General features: G+C 70.6%; 18 protein-coding genes and 1 tRNA gene. 15 read left to right on the plus strand and 4 right to left on the minus strand.

Going from position 1 to position 15,958, the window contains the following annotated elements; translation table 11 throughout:
* Positions 1-6 precede the first annotated feature (6 nt).
* Both xseA and ACE3Q8_RS13080 read right to left on the minus strand, forming a co-directional pair.
* On the minus strand, positions 7-1,494 hold the full coding sequence (xseA, locus tag ACE3Q8_RS13075; protein ID WP_374470711.1) for an exodeoxyribonuclease VII large subunit: 1,488 nt from the start codon (positions 1,492-1,494) through the stop codon (positions 7-9).
* Between the two features lie 148 nt (positions 1,495-1,642).
* Positions 1,643-2,146: a GcrA family cell cycle regulator gene (locus ACE3Q8_RS13080; protein ID WP_374470712.1), complete on the minus strand. Its 504-nt coding sequence runs from the start codon at positions 2,144-2,146 to the stop codon at positions 1,643-1,645.
* Positions 2,147-2,373: 227 nt separating this feature from the next.
* On the opposite strand from ACE3Q8_RS13080, the gene ACE3Q8_RS13085 reads away from it, so the two are divergent.
* The 6 genes from ACE3Q8_RS13085 (at position 2,374) to ACE3Q8_RS13110 (ending at position 8,667) form a co-directional block, all read left to right on the plus strand.
* Positions 2,374-3,192, plus strand: coding sequence for an ABC transporter permease (locus tag ACE3Q8_RS13085; protein ID WP_374470713.1), 819 nt, complete (start codon positions 2,374-2,376; stop codon positions 3,190-3,192).
* A 25-nt stretch (positions 3,193-3,217) separates the two neighbouring features.
* On the plus strand, positions 3,218-3,712 hold the full coding sequence (locus ACE3Q8_RS13090) for a hypothetical protein (RefSeq protein WP_374470714.1): 495 nt from the start codon (positions 3,218-3,220) through the stop codon (positions 3,710-3,712).
* Positions 3,713-3,850: 138 nt separating this feature from the next.
* On the plus strand, positions 3,851-5,032 hold the full coding sequence (locus tag ACE3Q8_RS13095; RefSeq protein ID WP_374470746.1) for an aspartate aminotransferase family protein: 1,182 nt from the start codon (positions 3,851-3,853) through the stop codon (positions 5,030-5,032).
* The gene (argF, locus tag ACE3Q8_RS13100) at positions 5,029-5,964 is read left to right on the plus strand and encodes an ornithine carbamoyltransferase (RefSeq protein WP_374470715.1); all 936 of its coding nucleotides are present in this window, start codon (positions 5,029-5,031) and stop codon (positions 5,962-5,964) included. Before ACE3Q8_RS13095 ends, argF begins: the two co-directional genes overlap by 4 nt.
* A 65-nt stretch (positions 5,965-6,029) precedes the next feature.
* Positions 6,030-7,673, plus strand: coding sequence for a serine hydrolase domain-containing protein (locus tag ACE3Q8_RS13105; RefSeq protein ID WP_374470716.1), 1,644 nt, complete (start codon positions 6,030-6,032; stop codon positions 7,671-7,673).
* Positions 7,674-7,746: 73 nt separating this feature from the next.
* Positions 7,747-8,667 (plus strand): Hsp33 family molecular chaperone, encoded by a 921-nt coding sequence (locus ACE3Q8_RS13110; protein ID WP_374470717.1) that lies wholly within the window; start codon positions 7,747-7,749, stop codon positions 8,665-8,667.
* Positions 8,668-8,707: 40 nt separating this feature from the next.
* Here the strand turns inward: ACE3Q8_RS13110 and metZ are convergent, their stop codons facing one another.
* Positions 8,708-9,892 (minus strand): O-succinylhomoserine sulfhydrylase, encoded by a 1,185-nt coding sequence (metZ, locus tag ACE3Q8_RS13115; RefSeq protein ID WP_374470718.1) that lies wholly within the window; start codon positions 9,890-9,892, stop codon positions 8,708-8,710.
* 132 nt (positions 9,893-10,024) lie between these two features.
* Here metZ and ACE3Q8_RS13120 point away from each other — a divergent pair, with 132 nt between their 5' ends.
* The 6 genes from ACE3Q8_RS13120 to ACE3Q8_RS13145 all read left to right on the plus strand — a co-directional run bounded on the left by ACE3Q8_RS13120 (position 10,025) and on the right by ACE3Q8_RS13145 (position 13,799).
* Complete coding sequence (locus ACE3Q8_RS13120; protein ID WP_374470719.1) at positions 10,025-11,047, plus strand: 2'-deoxycytidine 5'-triphosphate deaminase; 1,023 nt, start codon at positions 10,025-10,027, stop codon at positions 11,045-11,047.
* A 44-nt stretch (positions 11,048-11,091) separates the two neighbouring features.
* Positions 11,092-11,967: a TraB/GumN family protein gene (locus tag ACE3Q8_RS13125; protein ID WP_374470720.1), complete on the plus strand. Its 876-nt coding sequence runs from the start codon at positions 11,092-11,094 to the stop codon at positions 11,965-11,967.
* 83 nt (positions 11,968-12,050) lie between these two features.
* Positions 12,051-12,239: a hypothetical protein gene (locus ACE3Q8_RS13130; RefSeq protein WP_374470721.1), complete on the plus strand. Its 189-nt coding sequence runs from the start codon at positions 12,051-12,053 to the stop codon at positions 12,237-12,239.
* Positions 12,240-12,256: 17 nt separating this feature from the next.
* Positions 12,257-12,679: a hypothetical protein gene (locus ACE3Q8_RS13135; RefSeq protein WP_374470722.1), complete on the plus strand. Its 423-nt coding sequence runs from the start codon at positions 12,257-12,259 to the stop codon at positions 12,677-12,679.
* Positions 12,680-12,690: 11 nt separating this feature from the next.
* Entirely contained in the window at positions 12,691-12,888 is a 198-nt protein-coding gene (locus ACE3Q8_RS13140; RefSeq protein WP_374470723.1) for a helix-turn-helix transcriptional regulator, read from the plus strand.
* 26 nt (positions 12,889-12,914) lie between these two features.
* Positions 12,915-13,799, plus strand: a complete 885-nt coding sequence (locus ACE3Q8_RS13145; RefSeq protein WP_374470724.1) for a TraB/GumN family protein — start codon at positions 12,915-12,917, stop codon at positions 13,797-13,799.
* A 6-nt stretch (positions 13,800-13,805) separates the two neighbouring features.
* Here ACE3Q8_RS13145 and ACE3Q8_RS13150 read toward each other — a convergent pair whose 3' ends face one another.
* A complete protein-coding gene (locus ACE3Q8_RS13150) occupies positions 13,806-14,597 on the minus strand; it encodes a tryptophan 2,3-dioxygenase (protein WP_374470725.1) in 792 nt (263 codons plus the stop codon).
* 79 nt (positions 14,598-14,676) lie between these two features.
* Between ACE3Q8_RS13150 and gloA the strand changes: the two genes are divergently transcribed.
* The 3 genes from gloA (at position 14,677) to ACE3Q8_RS13165 (ending at position 15,958) form a co-directional block, all read left to right on the plus strand.
* Positions 14,677-15,192 carry a lactoylglutathione lyase gene (gene gloA, locus ACE3Q8_RS13155; RefSeq protein WP_374470726.1) on the plus strand — a complete coding sequence of 172 codons (516 nt, stop codon included), beginning with the start codon at positions 14,677-14,679 and terminating at the stop codon, positions 15,190-15,192.
* Between the two features lie 80 nt (positions 15,193-15,272).
* A tRNA-Gly gene (locus ACE3Q8_RS13160) sits at positions 15,273-15,347 on the plus strand.
* 401 nt (positions 15,348-15,748) lie between these two features.
* Positions 15,749-15,958, plus strand: a complete 210-nt coding sequence (locus tag ACE3Q8_RS13165) for a helix-turn-helix domain-containing protein (protein WP_374470727.1) — start codon at positions 15,749-15,751, stop codon at positions 15,956-15,958.

Genomic DNA, 15,958 nt, shown 5'->3' on the forward strand with positions numbered 1-15,958 from the left:
CCCGGCTCAGAACAGGTCGCCCTGCGCGGGGTCCGCCGCCTTCGGGCGGGGCTTGGCGGGCTTGGCCGGCGATGGCCGCTGGACCGGGGGCTGGACTGGGGGCTCGGGGGGCGCGCCGCCGGCTCCGTCGATCACCGCCTGGCGCGTGACCTTGTCGCCGAACTTGATCGCGACCGTCTCGCCGAACGCCAGCGCCGCGCCCTGGTGGACGATGGACCCATCGGCGCGCGTGACCCGGGCGAAGCCACGCTCGAGCGGTCGCTCGGGGTCTACAGAGGCGTGCAGCTTGCCCAGCGCCGTCAACCGTTCGGCGAGACGCTCCAGCCGGCGTTCGGCCGCGGGCTGCAGGCGGACGGCCACGGCGTCCAGCCGATCCTTCTGGACGGCCTGCGGACGCTGCAGCAGCAGCGGCGACAGCCGGGCGGAGACCCGCACCAGATCCCGTTCGTGGGCGGCGGCGTTCTTGGCCAGGCCGGCGCCCAGCCGGCTCGACACGACGCCGAAACGCTGGGCGGCAAGCTCCACCAGGTCGGGCACCCGCTTTAGGGCGCGGTCGGCGTGCTGCACGCGCACCCTGCGATCGTCCACCGCGCGGCCGCCGCAGCGGTGCATCCGGGCGCCGAAGTCGCTGACCAGAGCCTTCAGCTCCGAGAGCACGGGGGTGGCCATCTCGGCGGCCGCGGTCGGGGTGGGCGCGCGCCGGTCCGACACGAAGTCGATCAGCGTGGTGTCGGTCTCGTGGCCCACGGCGCTGATCAGCGGGATGGTGCAGGCCGCCACCGTGCGGGCGAGCTGCTCGTCGTTGAAGGGCCAGAGGTCCTCCACCGAGCCCCCGCCGCGGGCGACGATCAGCACGTCCGGCTTCGGGATCGGGCCGGCCCGGTCCAGGGCGCAGAAGCCGCGGATGGCGGCGCACACCTGGGCGGCGGCGGCATCGCCCTGCACCACCACGGGCCAGACCACCACCCGGCAGGGCCAGCGGTCGCGGATGCGGTGCAGGATGTCGCGGATGACCGCGCCGGTGGGGCTGGTGATCACGCCCACCACGGCCGGCATGGAGGGCAGCGGTTTCTTGCGGGCCGGCTCGAACAGCCCCTCGCCCTGCAGCTTGGCCTTCAGCCGCTCGAGCTGGGCGAGCAGGGCCCCGACGCCGGCCGGCTCCATGGTCTCGATGACGATCTGGTAGCGGGAGCCTTGCGGATAGGCGGTGATCTTGCCGGTGACCACCACCTCCATGCCGTGCTGCGGCCGGACCTGCAGCATCCGCACCTGGCCCTTCCACACCACGCCGTCGATGGCGGCGCGTTCGTCCTTGATGGTGAGGTAGACGTGGCCGTTGGAGTGATGGGTGACCTTCGACAGCTCCCCGCGCAGCCGCACGAACCCGTACGCGTCCTCAAGGGTCCGCTTGAGCGCGAACGCCAGCTCCGAGACGGAGTAGGGCCGGGCGTTGCCGCCACCGGCGGCTTCGGACTCAGGCGCGAGATCGGTCATCGAGGGAAGGTAGCGACGCGCGACGGGAAACCCAATGCAGCGCGTGCGCGCACTGCAAAACGGGAAAGGGCGCGCCGGCCGCTCTTAGCGTCCAACGCGCCCCCATCCCCAACGGATCACGCAAACCGCGCGCGGGGCGCGGATCTCACTAGATGTAGCGGCGCAGGCTGCGGGCGAGCTCGGCGGCGCTGCTCTTCTTCTTGCCGGTCTGCGCCGGCTGGTAGGCCACCTGGCTGTGCTCGTGGCAGTAGGGGCCTTCGCTCGAACGGCGACCGCAGAAGGTGAAGTTGTCCATCGCCGGATCGCCGATCGGCCACTTGCACATGTGCGCGCCCAGGGTCAGCACCGTGGCGGTGCCGGGGGCTTCCTCCACGTAGCGCACCGGGGCCGGCTGCGCGGCGACCGCCGGCGGCTCGGCGATGCGGCGCGGGGCCGACGGGGCCGCCGTCACCGGACGGGCCGGGCGCGGGGCCTTGAAGACGGTGCGCGCGGGCTTCGACGGCGCGGCCCGGCCGGAGAGGCCCAGGCGGTGCACCTTGCCGATCACCGCGTTGCGGGTGACGCCCCCAAGCTGCTTGGCGATCTGGCTGGCCGAAAGGCCGTCCTGCCACAGCTTCTTGAGCAGCTCGACGCGCTCGTCCGTCCAACCCATTTCGCTCTCCCAGCCCTGGGATCCGGCCGCACCCCCGCGGTCCGGATCAACATCTTGTGGCGATGAGCAGCCTCACCGCCTACCAACCACGATTAGTAGTAAACAAACGCCTAACGGCCACAATAGGCGCCCTGCCGCTTGTCCACAGGAACTAGATGTAGCGTCGTTTGGGCTGCGTTTTTGTCGCAGGGTTGCGGCTGGCGCGGCTTGGGCGCACATCAGCGGCCATGAAGGACATGCCTGCCGATCAGACCGTGCTGCCGCCCCAGCCCCGGGAGTATCCCGGCGTGAACTGGGAGGGGCTGAAGACCCTGTACCTGCGTGAGGTCCGGCGGTTCATGAAGGTGGGCATGCAGACCCTCGCCGCCCCGGTGGTGACGGCGCTGCTCTACATGCTGGTGTTCGTGGTGGCGGTGGGCGGCGGCCGGCCGGTGCACGGCGTGGAGTACGGAACCTTCGTGGCCCCCGGCCTGGTGATGATGCAGATCCTCTCCAACGCCTTCGCCAATTCGTCGTCCAGCCTGCTGCAGGCCAAGTTCAACGGCCTGATGGGCGACTTCCTCACCCCGCCGCTGACGCCGGCTGAGCACGTGGTGGGGTTCGGCCTCGGCGCGGCCACCCGCGGCGTGGTGGTGGGCGCGGTCAGCCTGGCCGCCATCCTGCCGTTCGCGCGCCTGCCGGTGGCTCAGCCCTGGGCCATCGCCTTCTTCGGGATCGGCGCCGCCCTGATCATGGGCTTCATCGGCATCATGGCGGGGCTGTGGGCGGAGAAGTTCGACCACATGGCCGCGGTCACCAACTTCGTCATCATGCCGATGACGTTCCTGTCGGGGACCTTCTACCTCGTGGAGCGCCTGCCCGAGCCGTTCCGGACGGCCAGCCACTACAACCCGTTCTTCTACCTGATCGACGGCTTCCGCTACGGCTTCGTGGGCCAGGCGGAGGGCTCGCTGCTCGCCGGCGTGATCATGACCCTCGTGCTGGTCCTGGCCACGGGCTGGGCCTGCTTGTGGATGTTCCGCACGGGGTACAAGATCAAAACCTGACGGCAGAGCTTCGAGGAGGACGTCCATGACGGTCGCCGGCGCCACGTCGGAGGCGGCCGCCCGCCTCGCGAGCATTCCGCAGATCCTGAAGGCCGGCCTGCTCGGCGGGCTGGTGGATTTCGTCTACGCCTGCGGCCTCGCGGCGCTGGTGCTGAAGCGCCCGGTCCTCAGCCCGTGGCAGGGCGTCGCCTCCGGCTGGATTGGCCCCGCGGCGCGGGACATGGGCTGGGCGTCCGCGGCGCTGGGGGTGGCCACCCATTTCGCCATCGCGATCGCCATGGCCGCCGCCTACGCCCTGGGCGCCGCCCGCCTCCCGCTGCTCGTCCGCCAGCCGGTGCTCGGCGGCGCGCTCTACGGCCTGGTGCTCTACGCGGTGATGTACGGGATCGTCCTGCCGCTGCGCTTCCCGCAGCGCTTCCCGCGCTGGGACGGACTGATCTCGGTGGCGGACGTGGCGGCCCACGTGGGCGTCGGCCTTGCCATCGCCCTTGTGCTCGCGCGGGCGCTGTCACGGCCGTGAGATTGACACACCCGTCTTAGAGGTCGAAAAGGCCAGGCCTTCCAGTCCCCGTGCCGCGCGCCGGGGACGCTTCCGTTTTGGAGGGCCTCCTCGGTGACCGATAACGCCACCACGCCTGCCGTTCCCAGCGACCACATCATGGGCGTTTACGCCCGCGCTCCGCTGGCGTTCGAGCGAGGCCGAGGCGTGCGTCTCTACACCGCCGAGGGCGAGGAATACCTGGACTGCATGGCCGGCATAGCGGTGACCGCGCTCGGCCACAGCCACCCCAAGCTCGTGCAGGCGGTGAAGGACCAGGCTGAGAAGCTCTGGCACACCTCCAACATCTTCCGCATCCCCGACCAGGAGAAGCTGGCCGGGATGCTGACCGACGCGACCTTCGCCGACGTGGTGTTCTTCACCAACTCCGGCGCCGAGGCGATCGAGTGCGCCATCAAGACGGCGCGCAAGCACCACTGGGCCAACGGCCAGCCGGAGCGGATCGACATCATCGGCTTCGACGGCTCGTTCCACGGCCGGACCATCGCGGCCATCTTCGCTGCGAACAACCCGAGCTACGTCGAAGGCTTCGGCCCGACCCCGCCGGGCTTCGTCGGCGCGAGGTTCGGTGACATCGAAGGCCTGAGGGCGCTGGTCGGCCCGACCACGGCGGCCATCCTGCTGGAGCCTGTGCAGGGCGAGGGTGGAGCGCGCTCGTGGACCGAAACCCAGCTTAAGGAAATCCGCCAGCTCTGCGACGAGACCGGCGTCCTGCTCATCTACGACGAGATCCAATGCGGCCTCGGCCGGACCGGAAAGCTCTTCGCCTACCAGTGGGCGGACGGCGCGGCGGACCCCGATATCATGGCCGTGGCCAAAGCCCTGGGCGGAGGCTTCCCGGTGGGCGCGTGCCTGGCCACCATCGACGCGGCCAAGGGCATGACCCCGGGCTCCCACGGCTCGACCTACGGCGGCAATCCGCTGGCCATGGCGGTCGGGCTGGCGTCCTTCGAGGAGCTGGTGAAGCCGGAACTGCTGGATCACGTCCGCGAGGTCGCCGGCTACTTCACCCAGCAGCTCGCCGGGCTGAAGGATCGCTACCCCGACGTGGTCGTGGACATCCGCGGCAAGGGCCTGCTGATCGGCCTGAAGCTCGCCACGCCGAACCGCGAGTTCATGCAGCACGCCCGTGACGAGCACCTGCTCATCGCCGGCGGCGGCGACAACTGCGTGCGGCTCCTGCCGCCCCTGGTGATCAGCCAGGCGGAGGCCTCCGAAGCCATCGAGAAGCTGGAGCGCGCCTGCGAGACGGCGCGGGCCAAGGCGAAGGCGGCGGCGTGACCCAGGTGCGTCACCTCCTCGACCTGTGGCGGCTCGAGGGCCGCGACCTGCGGGCCATCCTGGACGACGCCCGGCGTCGCAAGGCCGCGCGCCTGGGCTGGCCGAAGGGCCGGCCCGACGCCGACAAGCCCGCCGAGGGCCGGACGCTGGCCATGATCTTCGAGAAGCACTCCACCCGGACGCGCTTCTCGTTCGACGCCGCCATGCGCCAGCTCGGCGGCGACGTGATCATCTCCAACGCGGCCGAGATGCAGCTCGGCCGGGGCGAGCCGATCGAGGACACCGCCCGCGTCCTGTCGCGGATGGTCGATGCGATCATGATCCGCGCCAACGATCACGAGGACGTGGAGCGGCTGGCGCTGGCCGCCACGGTGCCGGTGATCAACGGGCTGTCCGACAAGGGCCACCCCTGCCAGATCCTCGCCGACCTGCTGACCTTCGAAGAGCATCGCGGGCCGGTGGCCGGCAAGACTCTCGCCTGGGTGGGCGACGGCAACAATGTGTGCGCCAGCTTCATCCACGCCGCGCCCAAGCTCGGTTTCCGGCTGAACATCGCGAGCCCGGCGATTTACCACCCGGACCTGGTGGACCTGGCGCGCGCCCAGGAGCAGCAGGGCCAGGTGATGACCACCGACGACCCGCGCGAGGCGGTGCGCGGCGCGGACTGCGTGATCACCGACACCTGGGTGTCCATGGGCGACACCGACCACGACGAGCGCCTCGACGCGCTCGAGCCCTACCAGGTGGACGAGAAGCTGATGCAGCTCGCCAATCCGGACGCCTGCTTCCTGCACTGCCTGCCCGCCCACCGCGGCGAAGAGGTGACGGACGAGGTGATCGACGGGCCGCGCAGCCTGATCTGGGACGAGGCGGAAAACCGCATCCACGCCCAGAAGTCGATCCTGGCCTGGTGCTTCGGCCAGATCGGCTAGGGCTTTGCACATGACAGCGCCCCCGCCACGCCCTTAGCCTGGGCCCGTTGGGGGAGTTGTCCGTGATGAAGACCTTGCTGCTCGCCGGCGTCCTGGCGCTCGCCGCTGCGCCCGCCCAGGCCCAAACCGTCCCGGGCCCGGCCGTCCGGAACGAGTCCGCGCTTGGAAGCCGGATCGATCCGGTCTTCAAGCTCTGGAACCGGGCCGACGCCCCCGGCTGTGCGCTCGGCGTGGCGCAAGGCGGCAAGGCCGTGTTCACCGGCGCCTGGGGGTCGGCGGACCTCGAGCACGGGGTGCGCAACACGCCCCAGACCGTCTTCGAGAGCGGCTCGGTGGCCAAGCAATTCACCGCTGCGGCCCTGCTCACCCTCGTACAGGACGGCAAGGTGGCGCTCGCCGACGACGTCCGCGCCTACGTCCCCGAGCTGCCGGACTACGGGGCCAAGATCACCCTGGAGCACCTGCTGAACCACACCAGCGGGCTGCGGGACTGGGGCGAGGTGGCGCAGATCGGCGGCTGGCCGCGCACCTCGCGCGTCTACACCAACGCCGACGCCCTTCAGATCATCGCTCGCCAGCCGCGACTGAACTACGCCCCTGGCGAGGAGTACTCCTACACCAACAGCGGCTACACCCTGGCCGCGGTGGTGGTGGCCCGGGTCAGCGGGCAGTCACTGGCCGAGTTCAGCCGCGACCGGCTGTTCCGCCCCCTGGGGATGGTCAGGACGCAGTGGCGCGACGACTTCCGCCGCATCGTCCGCGACCGGGCGATCGCCTACCGCTGGACCGGTCGGGCCTGGGAACAGGACATGCCGTTCGAGGACACCTACGGCCACGGCGCGCTGCTGACCACGGTGGCCGATCTCCTCGTGTGGAACGAGGCCCTCACCCAGGGGAGACTCGGGCCGCTGGTCACCGCCGAGCTGCAGCGCCCCTCGCGGCTGAACGACGGCCGCGTGATCCCCTACGCCCGCGGCGTGTTCGTGGACCGGCACTACAGCGCGCTGGAGGTCGCCCACGGCGGCGCGACCGCCGGCTACCGGACCTGGCTCGCACGATACCCGGAACAAGGCCTCTCGGTCGCCCTGCTGTGCAACGCCGCCGACGCCAACAGCGGCGAGCTCGGCCATCGGGTGGTGGACCAGTTTCTCGCGCCGCCGATGCCTGCAACATCTGCGGCGGCGCCGCCGACACCTGCCGAAGCCGTGTCCGGCCGACCGGGCGTCTACCTCGACGACCGCACCGGGCTCGTGCTGACCCTCTCGGCGGTGCCCGAGGGGCTCCGCGTCCACGGCGGTTCGACCCTGATGTTCGCCGGCCCGGACCAGTTCCGCAGCGGCGGCGAGACCTACGCCTTCGGTCCCGACGGGACGCTCGAGCGCCGGACGCAGCAGGGCGAGACGCAGCGCTTCCGCAAGGTGGCGGCCTGGACCCCCTCGGAGAGCGAACTCGCCGCCGTCGCGGGCCGCTACGCCAGCGCCGAGGCCGACGCCGTCCATGTGCTGACCGTGCGGGACGGGCGACTGTACCTGCAGGCCGACGACCGGCCCGGCGCGGCCCAGGCGCTGACCCCGCTCTTCCCGGACGCCTTCCGGATTGGCGGCCCCGACGTGCTCCGGATCGTCCGCAGCCCTGACGGCCGGATCGAGGCGCTCAGCTTCTGGGGACCGCGGGTGCGCGATCTCCGCTCGACGCGGATCGCCCCCTAGGCCTGCGGCCATCCGCCCTCTCGCCGCAGCCCATCGGGCGGGCGACGCTCGACTTGCGACAACCGTTCCCTATATGGGGCCGATGCTTACTTCCCAGATCCCTGACGACCTGGTCGGCGCCTTCCAGATCGAAGGTGAGCCGGTGCGCGGCCGCGTGGCGCGCCTGGGCGCGTCCATCGACGAGATCCTGCGCGCCCACGACTACCCCGAGCCGGTGGCCAACCTGCTCGGTGAATGCTGCGCGCTCGCCGCCCTCGTCGGCTCCAACCTCAAGTTCGACGGCCGGCTGATCGTCGAGGCCCGCGGCTCCGGCGCGGTGCGCTACGTGGTCGCCGACTACGATACGTCCGGCGGCCTGCGCGGCTACTGCCGCTACGACGCCGACGAGGTCGCCGAGGCCTCGGGCGGCTTCGCCAGGCCCGGCGCGCGCTCGCTGCTGGGCGATGGCATCTTCCTGATGACCGTGGACCAAGGCCCGGACATGGACCGCTATCAGGGCGTGACCGCCATCGAGGGCGAGACCCTGGCGCTGTGCGCAGAACAGTATTTCGCCCAGTCCGAACAGACGCCCACCCGCGTGCGGCTGGCGGTCGGCCAGGCCGATGACGGCGAAGGGCTGAAGTGGCGGGCCGGCGGCGTGCTGATCCAGAACATCGCCGAGGACGACGCCCGCGGCTCCACCGAGGAGGCCTGGACCCGCACCCAGGCGCTGTTCGAGACGATCGGCGAGGACGAACTCATCGACAGCCTGCTGTCGTCGAACCACCTGCTGTTCCGCCTCTTCCACGAGGACGGCGTGCGGGTGTTCGGCTCGAAGCCGCTGCGCGCCTTCTGCCGCTGCTCGCAGGACCGTATCGAGACGGTGCTCAGGTCGTTCCCGGCCGCCGACCGCGAGGACATGGTCGAGCCGGACGGCCTGATCCACGTCACCTGCGAGTACTGCAGCCGCGTCTACGCCGTCGAGCCGCAGAAGCTGGAAGAAGCGGCGGCGTAAGCCGGTCGCCCCCTCCTTCCTCGGGGGGAGGGGCCGTTCGCTACGCCGCGTCCAGCGCCCGCGAGACGTCGCGCACGAGGTCGTTCGCGCCTTCCAGGCCGACGCTCATCCGCACCCAGCCCTCGGTGAGCCCGATCTGGCGGCGTTCCTCCTCCGGGACGGAGCGGTGCGTCGTGGTCGCCGGGTGCGTGGCCATGGACTTGGCGTCGCCCAGGTTGTTGGAGATGTCGACGATCTCCAGGGCGTTCAGGAAGCGCCAGGCCGCGGCTTGGGTCCCCAGGTCGAAAGCCAGCACATTGCCGCCGCCGGTCATCTGGTTGGCGATGATCGCCGCCTGCGGGTGATCCGGGCGGCCGCAGTACATCACCTTCCGCGCCTTGCTGTGGGCGGCGATGGCGTCAGCGACGCGGGCGGCGTTGTCGCTCTGGCGCTGAACTCGAAGCTCGAGAGTCTCAAGGCCCTTCAGCAGCACCCAGGCGTTGAACGGCGACAGCGCCGGCCCCGTGTGGCGCAGCATGTCCTTGTAGGCCTCGGTCATCAGCTCGGCCGAGCCGAGGATCGCCCCGCCCAGCACCCGGCCCTGTCCGTCGATGTGCTTGGTGGCGGAATAGACGACCACGTCCGCGCCCAGCGCCAGCGGCTTCTGGAAGACCGGCGTGGCGAACACGTTGTCGACGATCAGCTTGGCGCCCGCCGCGTGCGCGATCTCGGCGACCGCGCCGATCGCGGTGACCTCCAGCAGCGGGTTGGCCGGGCTCTCCACCAGGAAGGCCTTGGTGTTGGGCCTGACCGCGTTCTTCCACGCGTCCAGGTCCGTGGCGTCTACATAGGTGGCCTCGACGCCGAACCGGGGCAGCCACTCCGAGATGATCCAGCGGCACGAGCCGAACAGGGCGCGCCCCGCGACCAGGTGGTCGCCGGCCCGCAACAGGCCCATCAGCGCCATGTGCACCGCGCTCATGCCCGAGGCGGTGGCCCGGCAGACCTCGGCGCCCTCGAGAAGCGCCAGCCGGTCCTCGAAGATCTGCGTCGTGGGGTTGCCGAAGCGCTGGTAGATGAAGCCCGGATCGTCGCCCGAGAACCGACGGTCGGCCGCCTCGGCGCTGTCGTAGGCGAAGCTCTGGGTGAGGAAGAGCGCTTCGGAGATCTCGCCGTACGGCGTGCGCGCCATGCCCCCGCGGACGGCCCGGGTCTCGATCTCCCAGTCGCGCGGATCTTCAGCCATGACGCCCTCCTTCGGCAGAGGAGCCGCATCAACGGCGAAGCGCGTCGTGCGTCAAGCAACCTCTCCTGAAGGCCCGCTTAGCGGAGCTTGCACCTTGCAAGACTCCGCGTCTCCGCTAAGGCTTCGCCGCCCATGAGCGAAATCCTCCGCCCGGGCATCCTGCCCTGCCAGTCCATCGACGCCCTGATCGCCCAGGGCGCCATCACCTCCGAAGACCGCTTCGACGCCGACCAGGTGCAGCCGGCCAGCCTGGACCTGCGGCTGGGCGCCCGCTGCTGGCGCGTCCGCGCCTCGTTCCTGCCCCGACGTGGCCAGACGGTGGCCCAGCGCATCGCCGACGTGGCCATGCACGAGCTCGATCTCACCAAGGGCGCGGTGCTGGAGAAGGGCTGCGTCTATATCGCCGAGCTGCAGGAGGGCCTGGCCCTGCCGCCGGGCGTCTCGGCCCGCGCCAATCCCAAGAGCTCTACGGGCCGGGTGGACGTGTTCGTGCGCCTGCTGTCGGACGGCGGGCCGGCCTTCGACGACGTGGCGGAGGGCTACCAGGGGCCGACCTACATCGAGATCGCGCCGCAGACCTTCTCGGTTCTCGTGCGCCGGGGCACGCGGCTCAATCAGCTTCGCCTCAAGACCGGCGAGCCGCCGCGGCTGCGGACCGAAAGCGTCGGCGTCGACCTCACCGGCGAGATCGCCGGCTTCCGCGGCCGCCGCCACGCGCCGGTGGTCGATCTTGACCACGTCGACGGCCACGACCCGCGACTCTACTGGGAGCCGCTGATCCCGCAGAACGGCCAGCTTCTGCTCGATCCCGGCGAGTTCTACATCCTGGCGTCCAAGGAGGCCGTCGAGATCCCGGTGCTCGAGGCCGCCGAGATGACCCCTATCGACCCGTCGGTGGGCGAGTTCCGCGTCCACTACGCCGGCTTCTTCGATCCCGGCTTCGGCACCGACGAAGCGCACGGCAAGGGCAGCCGCGGCGTGCTCGAGGTGCGCAGCCACGAGACGCCCTTCATCCTGGAGGATGGGCAGACGGTCGCCCGCCTGGTGTACGAACCGCTGACCGAGCGGCCCACGCGCCTCTACGGCGACCTCGGGTCGCATTACCAGCGTCAGGGCCTCAAACTATCCAAACACTTCAGGGTCTGGGGCGAGTAGGCGAAGAGCCCGCCACCGGTCCCTGAGGGGGCGGTAGAGTGGGCGTGTTTCGCAGGGTCGCCCTGGCGGCGGCCGCGTGGTTCCTGGGGCTGGGTCTGGCCGGAGGCGCGGCGGCGGCGCCGGCGCTTTGGGTCGTCCGCGACGCAGACTCCGAGATCTATCTTTTCGGCACCCTGCACGCGCTTGATCCGGCGACCCGCTGGCGCACGCCGGCCTATGACGCCGCGCTCGCCCGCGCCTCCACCGTGTGGTTCGAGGCCGACTTGGACACCGCCGATCCGCGCGCGGTCGCGCGGATCCTCGACCGCTACGGCGTGGACCCCGAGCGTCCGCTCAGCCGCAAGCTGCCCGCCGCTGACCTGCAGGCCCTCGCTCGCCATGTGGACCTCGCCCGCATCGACCACCTGCGGCCTTGGGCGGCGGCGCTGATGCTCTCCATGCAGCCGATGCTCGAGCGGGGGGCGCGGGTGGAGGCCGGCGCCGACATGACCGTCACCCGCGCCGCCCGAGGCGCCGCCAAGTCGGTGCGCGCCTTCGAAACCCTCGAGGATCAGGCCCGCCTGTTCGCCGGCCTCTCGGAGCCGGCGGAGGTGCAGTACCTCACCGACGTGATCCGCCAGCGCGCCGCCGGGCCGCGCCTGTCGCTTCGCCGCGGCGCGGGCGATCTGGAGCAGGCCTGGGCCGCCGGCGACATGGCCCGGCTCGGGCCGGCCCTGGTCGGTGGGCTGCGCGCCGGCAACCCCGCCCTCTACGAGGCCCTGCTGCAACGCCGGAACCTGGCCTGGGCCGAACAGCTCGCGGCCGAGATGGGCGGGGCAGGGGTCGACCTCGTCAACGTCGGCGCCCTGCACATGGTGGGCGAGCATGGCCTGCCCGCCCTGCTCGCCAACCGCGGCTTCACCGTCGAGCGGGTGCAGTAGAAAGCATACCTGACAATCTGTCATGTTCGCTTGACAGGCCCTCGGTGTCGTGTTTCCTTGTCTTTGGGACAAGGGAGCTTGCCATGCGGCCGCGCCGCCTCACCGCCTGGACGATCGTGTCGGCCCTCGCCGTGGGGGTGCTCGCCGCCTACGCCGCGGCCGGCGCGGCCCTGCTGCTGCGGCCCCCGTCCCTGGTCGTCGCCACGGAAGCGCCCCGCGCCCTGGTCTCCGCCTCCTCGCGGCTGCTGCCGAGTGCCGCCAGCCTGCGCTGACCCCACAAGGACCCGCCATGACCCTCTCCTCCAGCTTTCGCCGCAGCCTGGTCCCGGTGCTGGCGATCTTCGCCGGGGCCGTGGTCGGCTTTGGCACGCGCCACTTCGTACAGCCCGGCGAGCCGTTGCAGCTCCTGCTGTGGTTCTCCCTGCCGCTGGTCCTGGCGCTCGGCGGCTCCATCCTCTGGTGGCGGATGCTCGACGAGGTGGCGCGCGACGCCCACAAGACCGCCTGGTACTGGGGCGCCTCGTTCGGGATGCTCATCGGCTTCGTCGCCCTGATCCTGCTGGAGCGCGCCGGCGGCGGGGTAATCACCCAGGGCCTGGGCGGCAAGACCACCCCTGAGGCCTTCGTGGGCCTCGGCGCCATGCTGGTCATCGCGGCCCAGATCGTCGGCTACCTGGTGGTCTGGGTGGGCTGGTGGATCTCCAAGCGCTAGGAGCCGCGGCCATGAAGAACCGCCTCAAGGTGCTCCGGGCGGAGCGCAACTGGAGCCAGGGCGAACTTGCCGAGCGTCTCCAGGTCTCGCGTCAGAGCGTCAATGCCATCGAGACCGGCAAGTACGACCCCAGCCTGCCGCTCGCCTTCAAGATCGCCCGGGTCTTCGGCCTGACGATCGAGGCCATCTTCGAGGACGAGGCCGCCTGAGCGGCCGCACAGGACAAGGACTTGCCATGCTGTCGCCGTTCATCCGCGCCATGGGCCGGCTCGCGGCCGTCGCCGCCGCGCTCGCGCTCGCCGCCGCCGCGCCGGCCGCGGCGGAGCCCGCCCTGTGGGCCATCCGCGACCAGGACTCCACCATCTACCTGTTCGGCACGGTCCACGTGCTTAAGCCCGGGACCGAGTGGCGCTCGGCCAAGGTCGCCAAGGCGCTCGGTGAAAGCCGCGAGCTCGTGATCGAGGTCATCGGCGCCGACGATCCCGCCGCCGCCCAGCCGCTGATCGCCCGCTACGGCGTCGACCCGGCCAACCCGCTGTCGGGGAAGCTCCCGGAAGCCGATCGCGCCCGGCTGGCCCAGGCCGCGAAATCCATCGGCCTGCCGGAGGGGGCTCTGGAGCCCATGCGCCCCTGGCTCGCGGCGCTGACGCTCTCCATCGCTCCGATGATCCAGGCCGGCTACGACCCGAAGAGCGGCGTCGAGACCATCCTCACCGCCGAGGCCAAGGCCACCGGCAAGCCGATCGGCGCGGTGGAGACGCTGGAGCAGCAGATCCGCTTCTTCGCCGACATGGCGCCCGACGTGGAGGTCGACCTCCTGCGCGCCACCCTCGACGACGTGGCCGACGGCCCGGCGCAGCTCGACCGGATGGTCGCCGCCTGGGCCGCGGGCGACATGGCCGGCCTCGAGAAGGAGTTCGTCGAGGAGACCCGCCGCGACTATCCGCACATGTACGAGGTGGTGGTGGTCGGCCGGAACCAGGACTGGGCCCGCCAGCTCGAGGCCAAGCTGAAGGGCTCCGGCGTCAGCTTCGTCGCCGTCGGCGCCGGCCACCTTGTGGGCCCGGACAGCGTCCAGGCCCAGCTCGCCAGGCGCGGCATCGTGGTGACGCGGGAGTAGGGCGCGTCAGAGCCGGGTCCGGAGGCTCCACAGCTCGGGAAACGCCCGCCGCGCGAGCGTCCTTCCAAGATAGCCGACCCCGTCCGTCCCGCCGGTGCCTGGCCGGCCGCCGATGATCCGCTCGACGGTCAGGACGTGCTTGTAGCGCCAGGTGAGCAGGGCGTCGTCCAGGTCCACCAACTTCTCGGCGAGCTGATAGAGCTCCCACCAGCGCTTGGTGTCGCGGTAGACGGCGAGCCAGGCGTCCTCCACCGCCTGCGTGGCCGCGTAGGGCTTGGCCACGTCGCGGCCCAGCACCTCGGCGGGCAGCGCCAGGCCGTGCGCCGCGAGCTGGGCGATGGCGAGGTCGTAGAGGCTCGGCCCCTCCAGGGCGGCCTTCAGGTCGGCGAGCGCCGCCGGGCGCTCGGCGTGGAAGCGCAGGAAGCTCTCATCCTTCAGCCCCAGCAGGTATTCGAGCTCGCGGAACTGGTGCGACTGGAAGCCCGAGCTGGTTCCCAGGCTCTCGCGGAAGCTGAGGTAGTCCGCGGGGGTCATGGTCGCGAGTACGTCCCAGGAGAGGGTCATGATCGTCTGGATCCGCGAAACCCGGGCCAGCGCCTTGTAGGCGGGCTCGAGGTCGCCGGCCGCCACCAGCCCCTTGGCCAGCTTCACCTCGTGGATGATCTCCTTCAGCCACAGCTCCTTCGTCTGGTGGATGACGATGAACAGCAGCTCGTCGTGGCGGTCGGACAGCGGCTTCTGGGCGGCCAGCAGCTCGTCGAGCGCCAGGTACCGCGCATAGGTCATGGGTTCGGACATGGCGCGGACCCTAGGCCGCTCCGGCCTTGCGGGAAATGCCCCCGGGGACTAGCTCCGGGCGCCAGCCTGCGAGGATCCCATGAGCGAGCGCGACCCGGCCACCGCCGGCTTCACCCTGAACCAGACCATGCTGCGGGTGCGGGACCCGCAGGCCTCCGTCGCCTTCTACCGCGACGTCCTGGGCATGACCCTGCTGCAGAAGCTCGACTTCCCGCCGATGAAGTTCTCGCTCTACTTCCTGGCCTATCTGCAGCCCGGCGAGTCCGTGCCCGAGGACCCGGCCGAGCGCGCCCGCTTCATCTTCGCCCGCGAGACGACCCTGGAGCTGACCCACAACTGGGGCGCCGAGAGCGACCCGGAGTTCAAGGGCTACCACGACGGCAACGCCGAGCCGCGCGGCTTCGGCCACCTGGGGATCAGCGTCCCGGACGTGGACGCCGCGTGCGCCCGCTTCGAGCAGATGGGCGTGCCGTTCAAGAAGCGTCCGCAGGACGGGGTCATGAAGGGCATCGCCTTCATCATGGACCCCGACGGCTACTGGATCGAGATCCTGTCCCCCGCCGGCATGGCCCCGGTCGTGGCCGCCGCCGGCTGAGCCGCCCCGCGACCGCGGGCGGCTTGAGTCCCGGCCGCATCCCCGGTAGGAACATGCGCCTCCGGCCGTGGCCGGCGCGCGCGGGTGTAGTTCAGAGGTAGAACGTCAGCTTCCCAAGCTGAATGTCAGGGGTTCGATTCCCCTCACCCGCTCCAAAAACGCTTGCAAAAACAAAGACTTATTGGGAATTTGGCCGCTGAAACCGCCGCCCAACTCGGCCGATGTTTGGTGCGTAAGCCACGGAATCGTCTGAAAGAACGACAGCTTTCTTGGGTGAGCCAACGCTAAGGGCGTTCTTGCGAGCCATGCCGTCGTCGCTTCTGGAGCCGCCAGCGCTGCAATTCGTCAGGCCCTTGTCCTGGCGCGGAACGATCGAGCTGTATCTCAATCGTCCCGTCGAGGCTGATCGTTACCGACCGGACGACGTGCTCTTCCTCTCGGAGAGCCGACAGGACGCTCCGCAACAGGTCTTCCAAGGGCAGGGGAGGGGCCGACATTGCGGAATAGGGACTATATTCCCTAGAGACTATAGTCCTGTCTGTTCCCCATCCCTGGCATGGATTGGCCGGCGATCGTGGGGAGGAATGTGCGCCGGCTTCGACAGGAGCGGGGGCTCACGCAGGAGCAGCTCGCGTTTGAGGCGAAACTCGACCTCACCTACGTCGGTGGCATCGAGCGGGGCAGGCGAAACCCCAGCCTGCTCGTACTCGCGCGGTTGGCAGACGCTCTGGACGTCGCGCCGTGGGAACTGATCAAGGCTCCCTAA

The sequence above is a fragment of the Phenylobacterium sp. genome, from assembly GCF_041913825.1.
Lineage (GTDB): Bacteria > Pseudomonadota > Alphaproteobacteria > Caulobacterales > Caulobacteraceae > Phenylobacterium.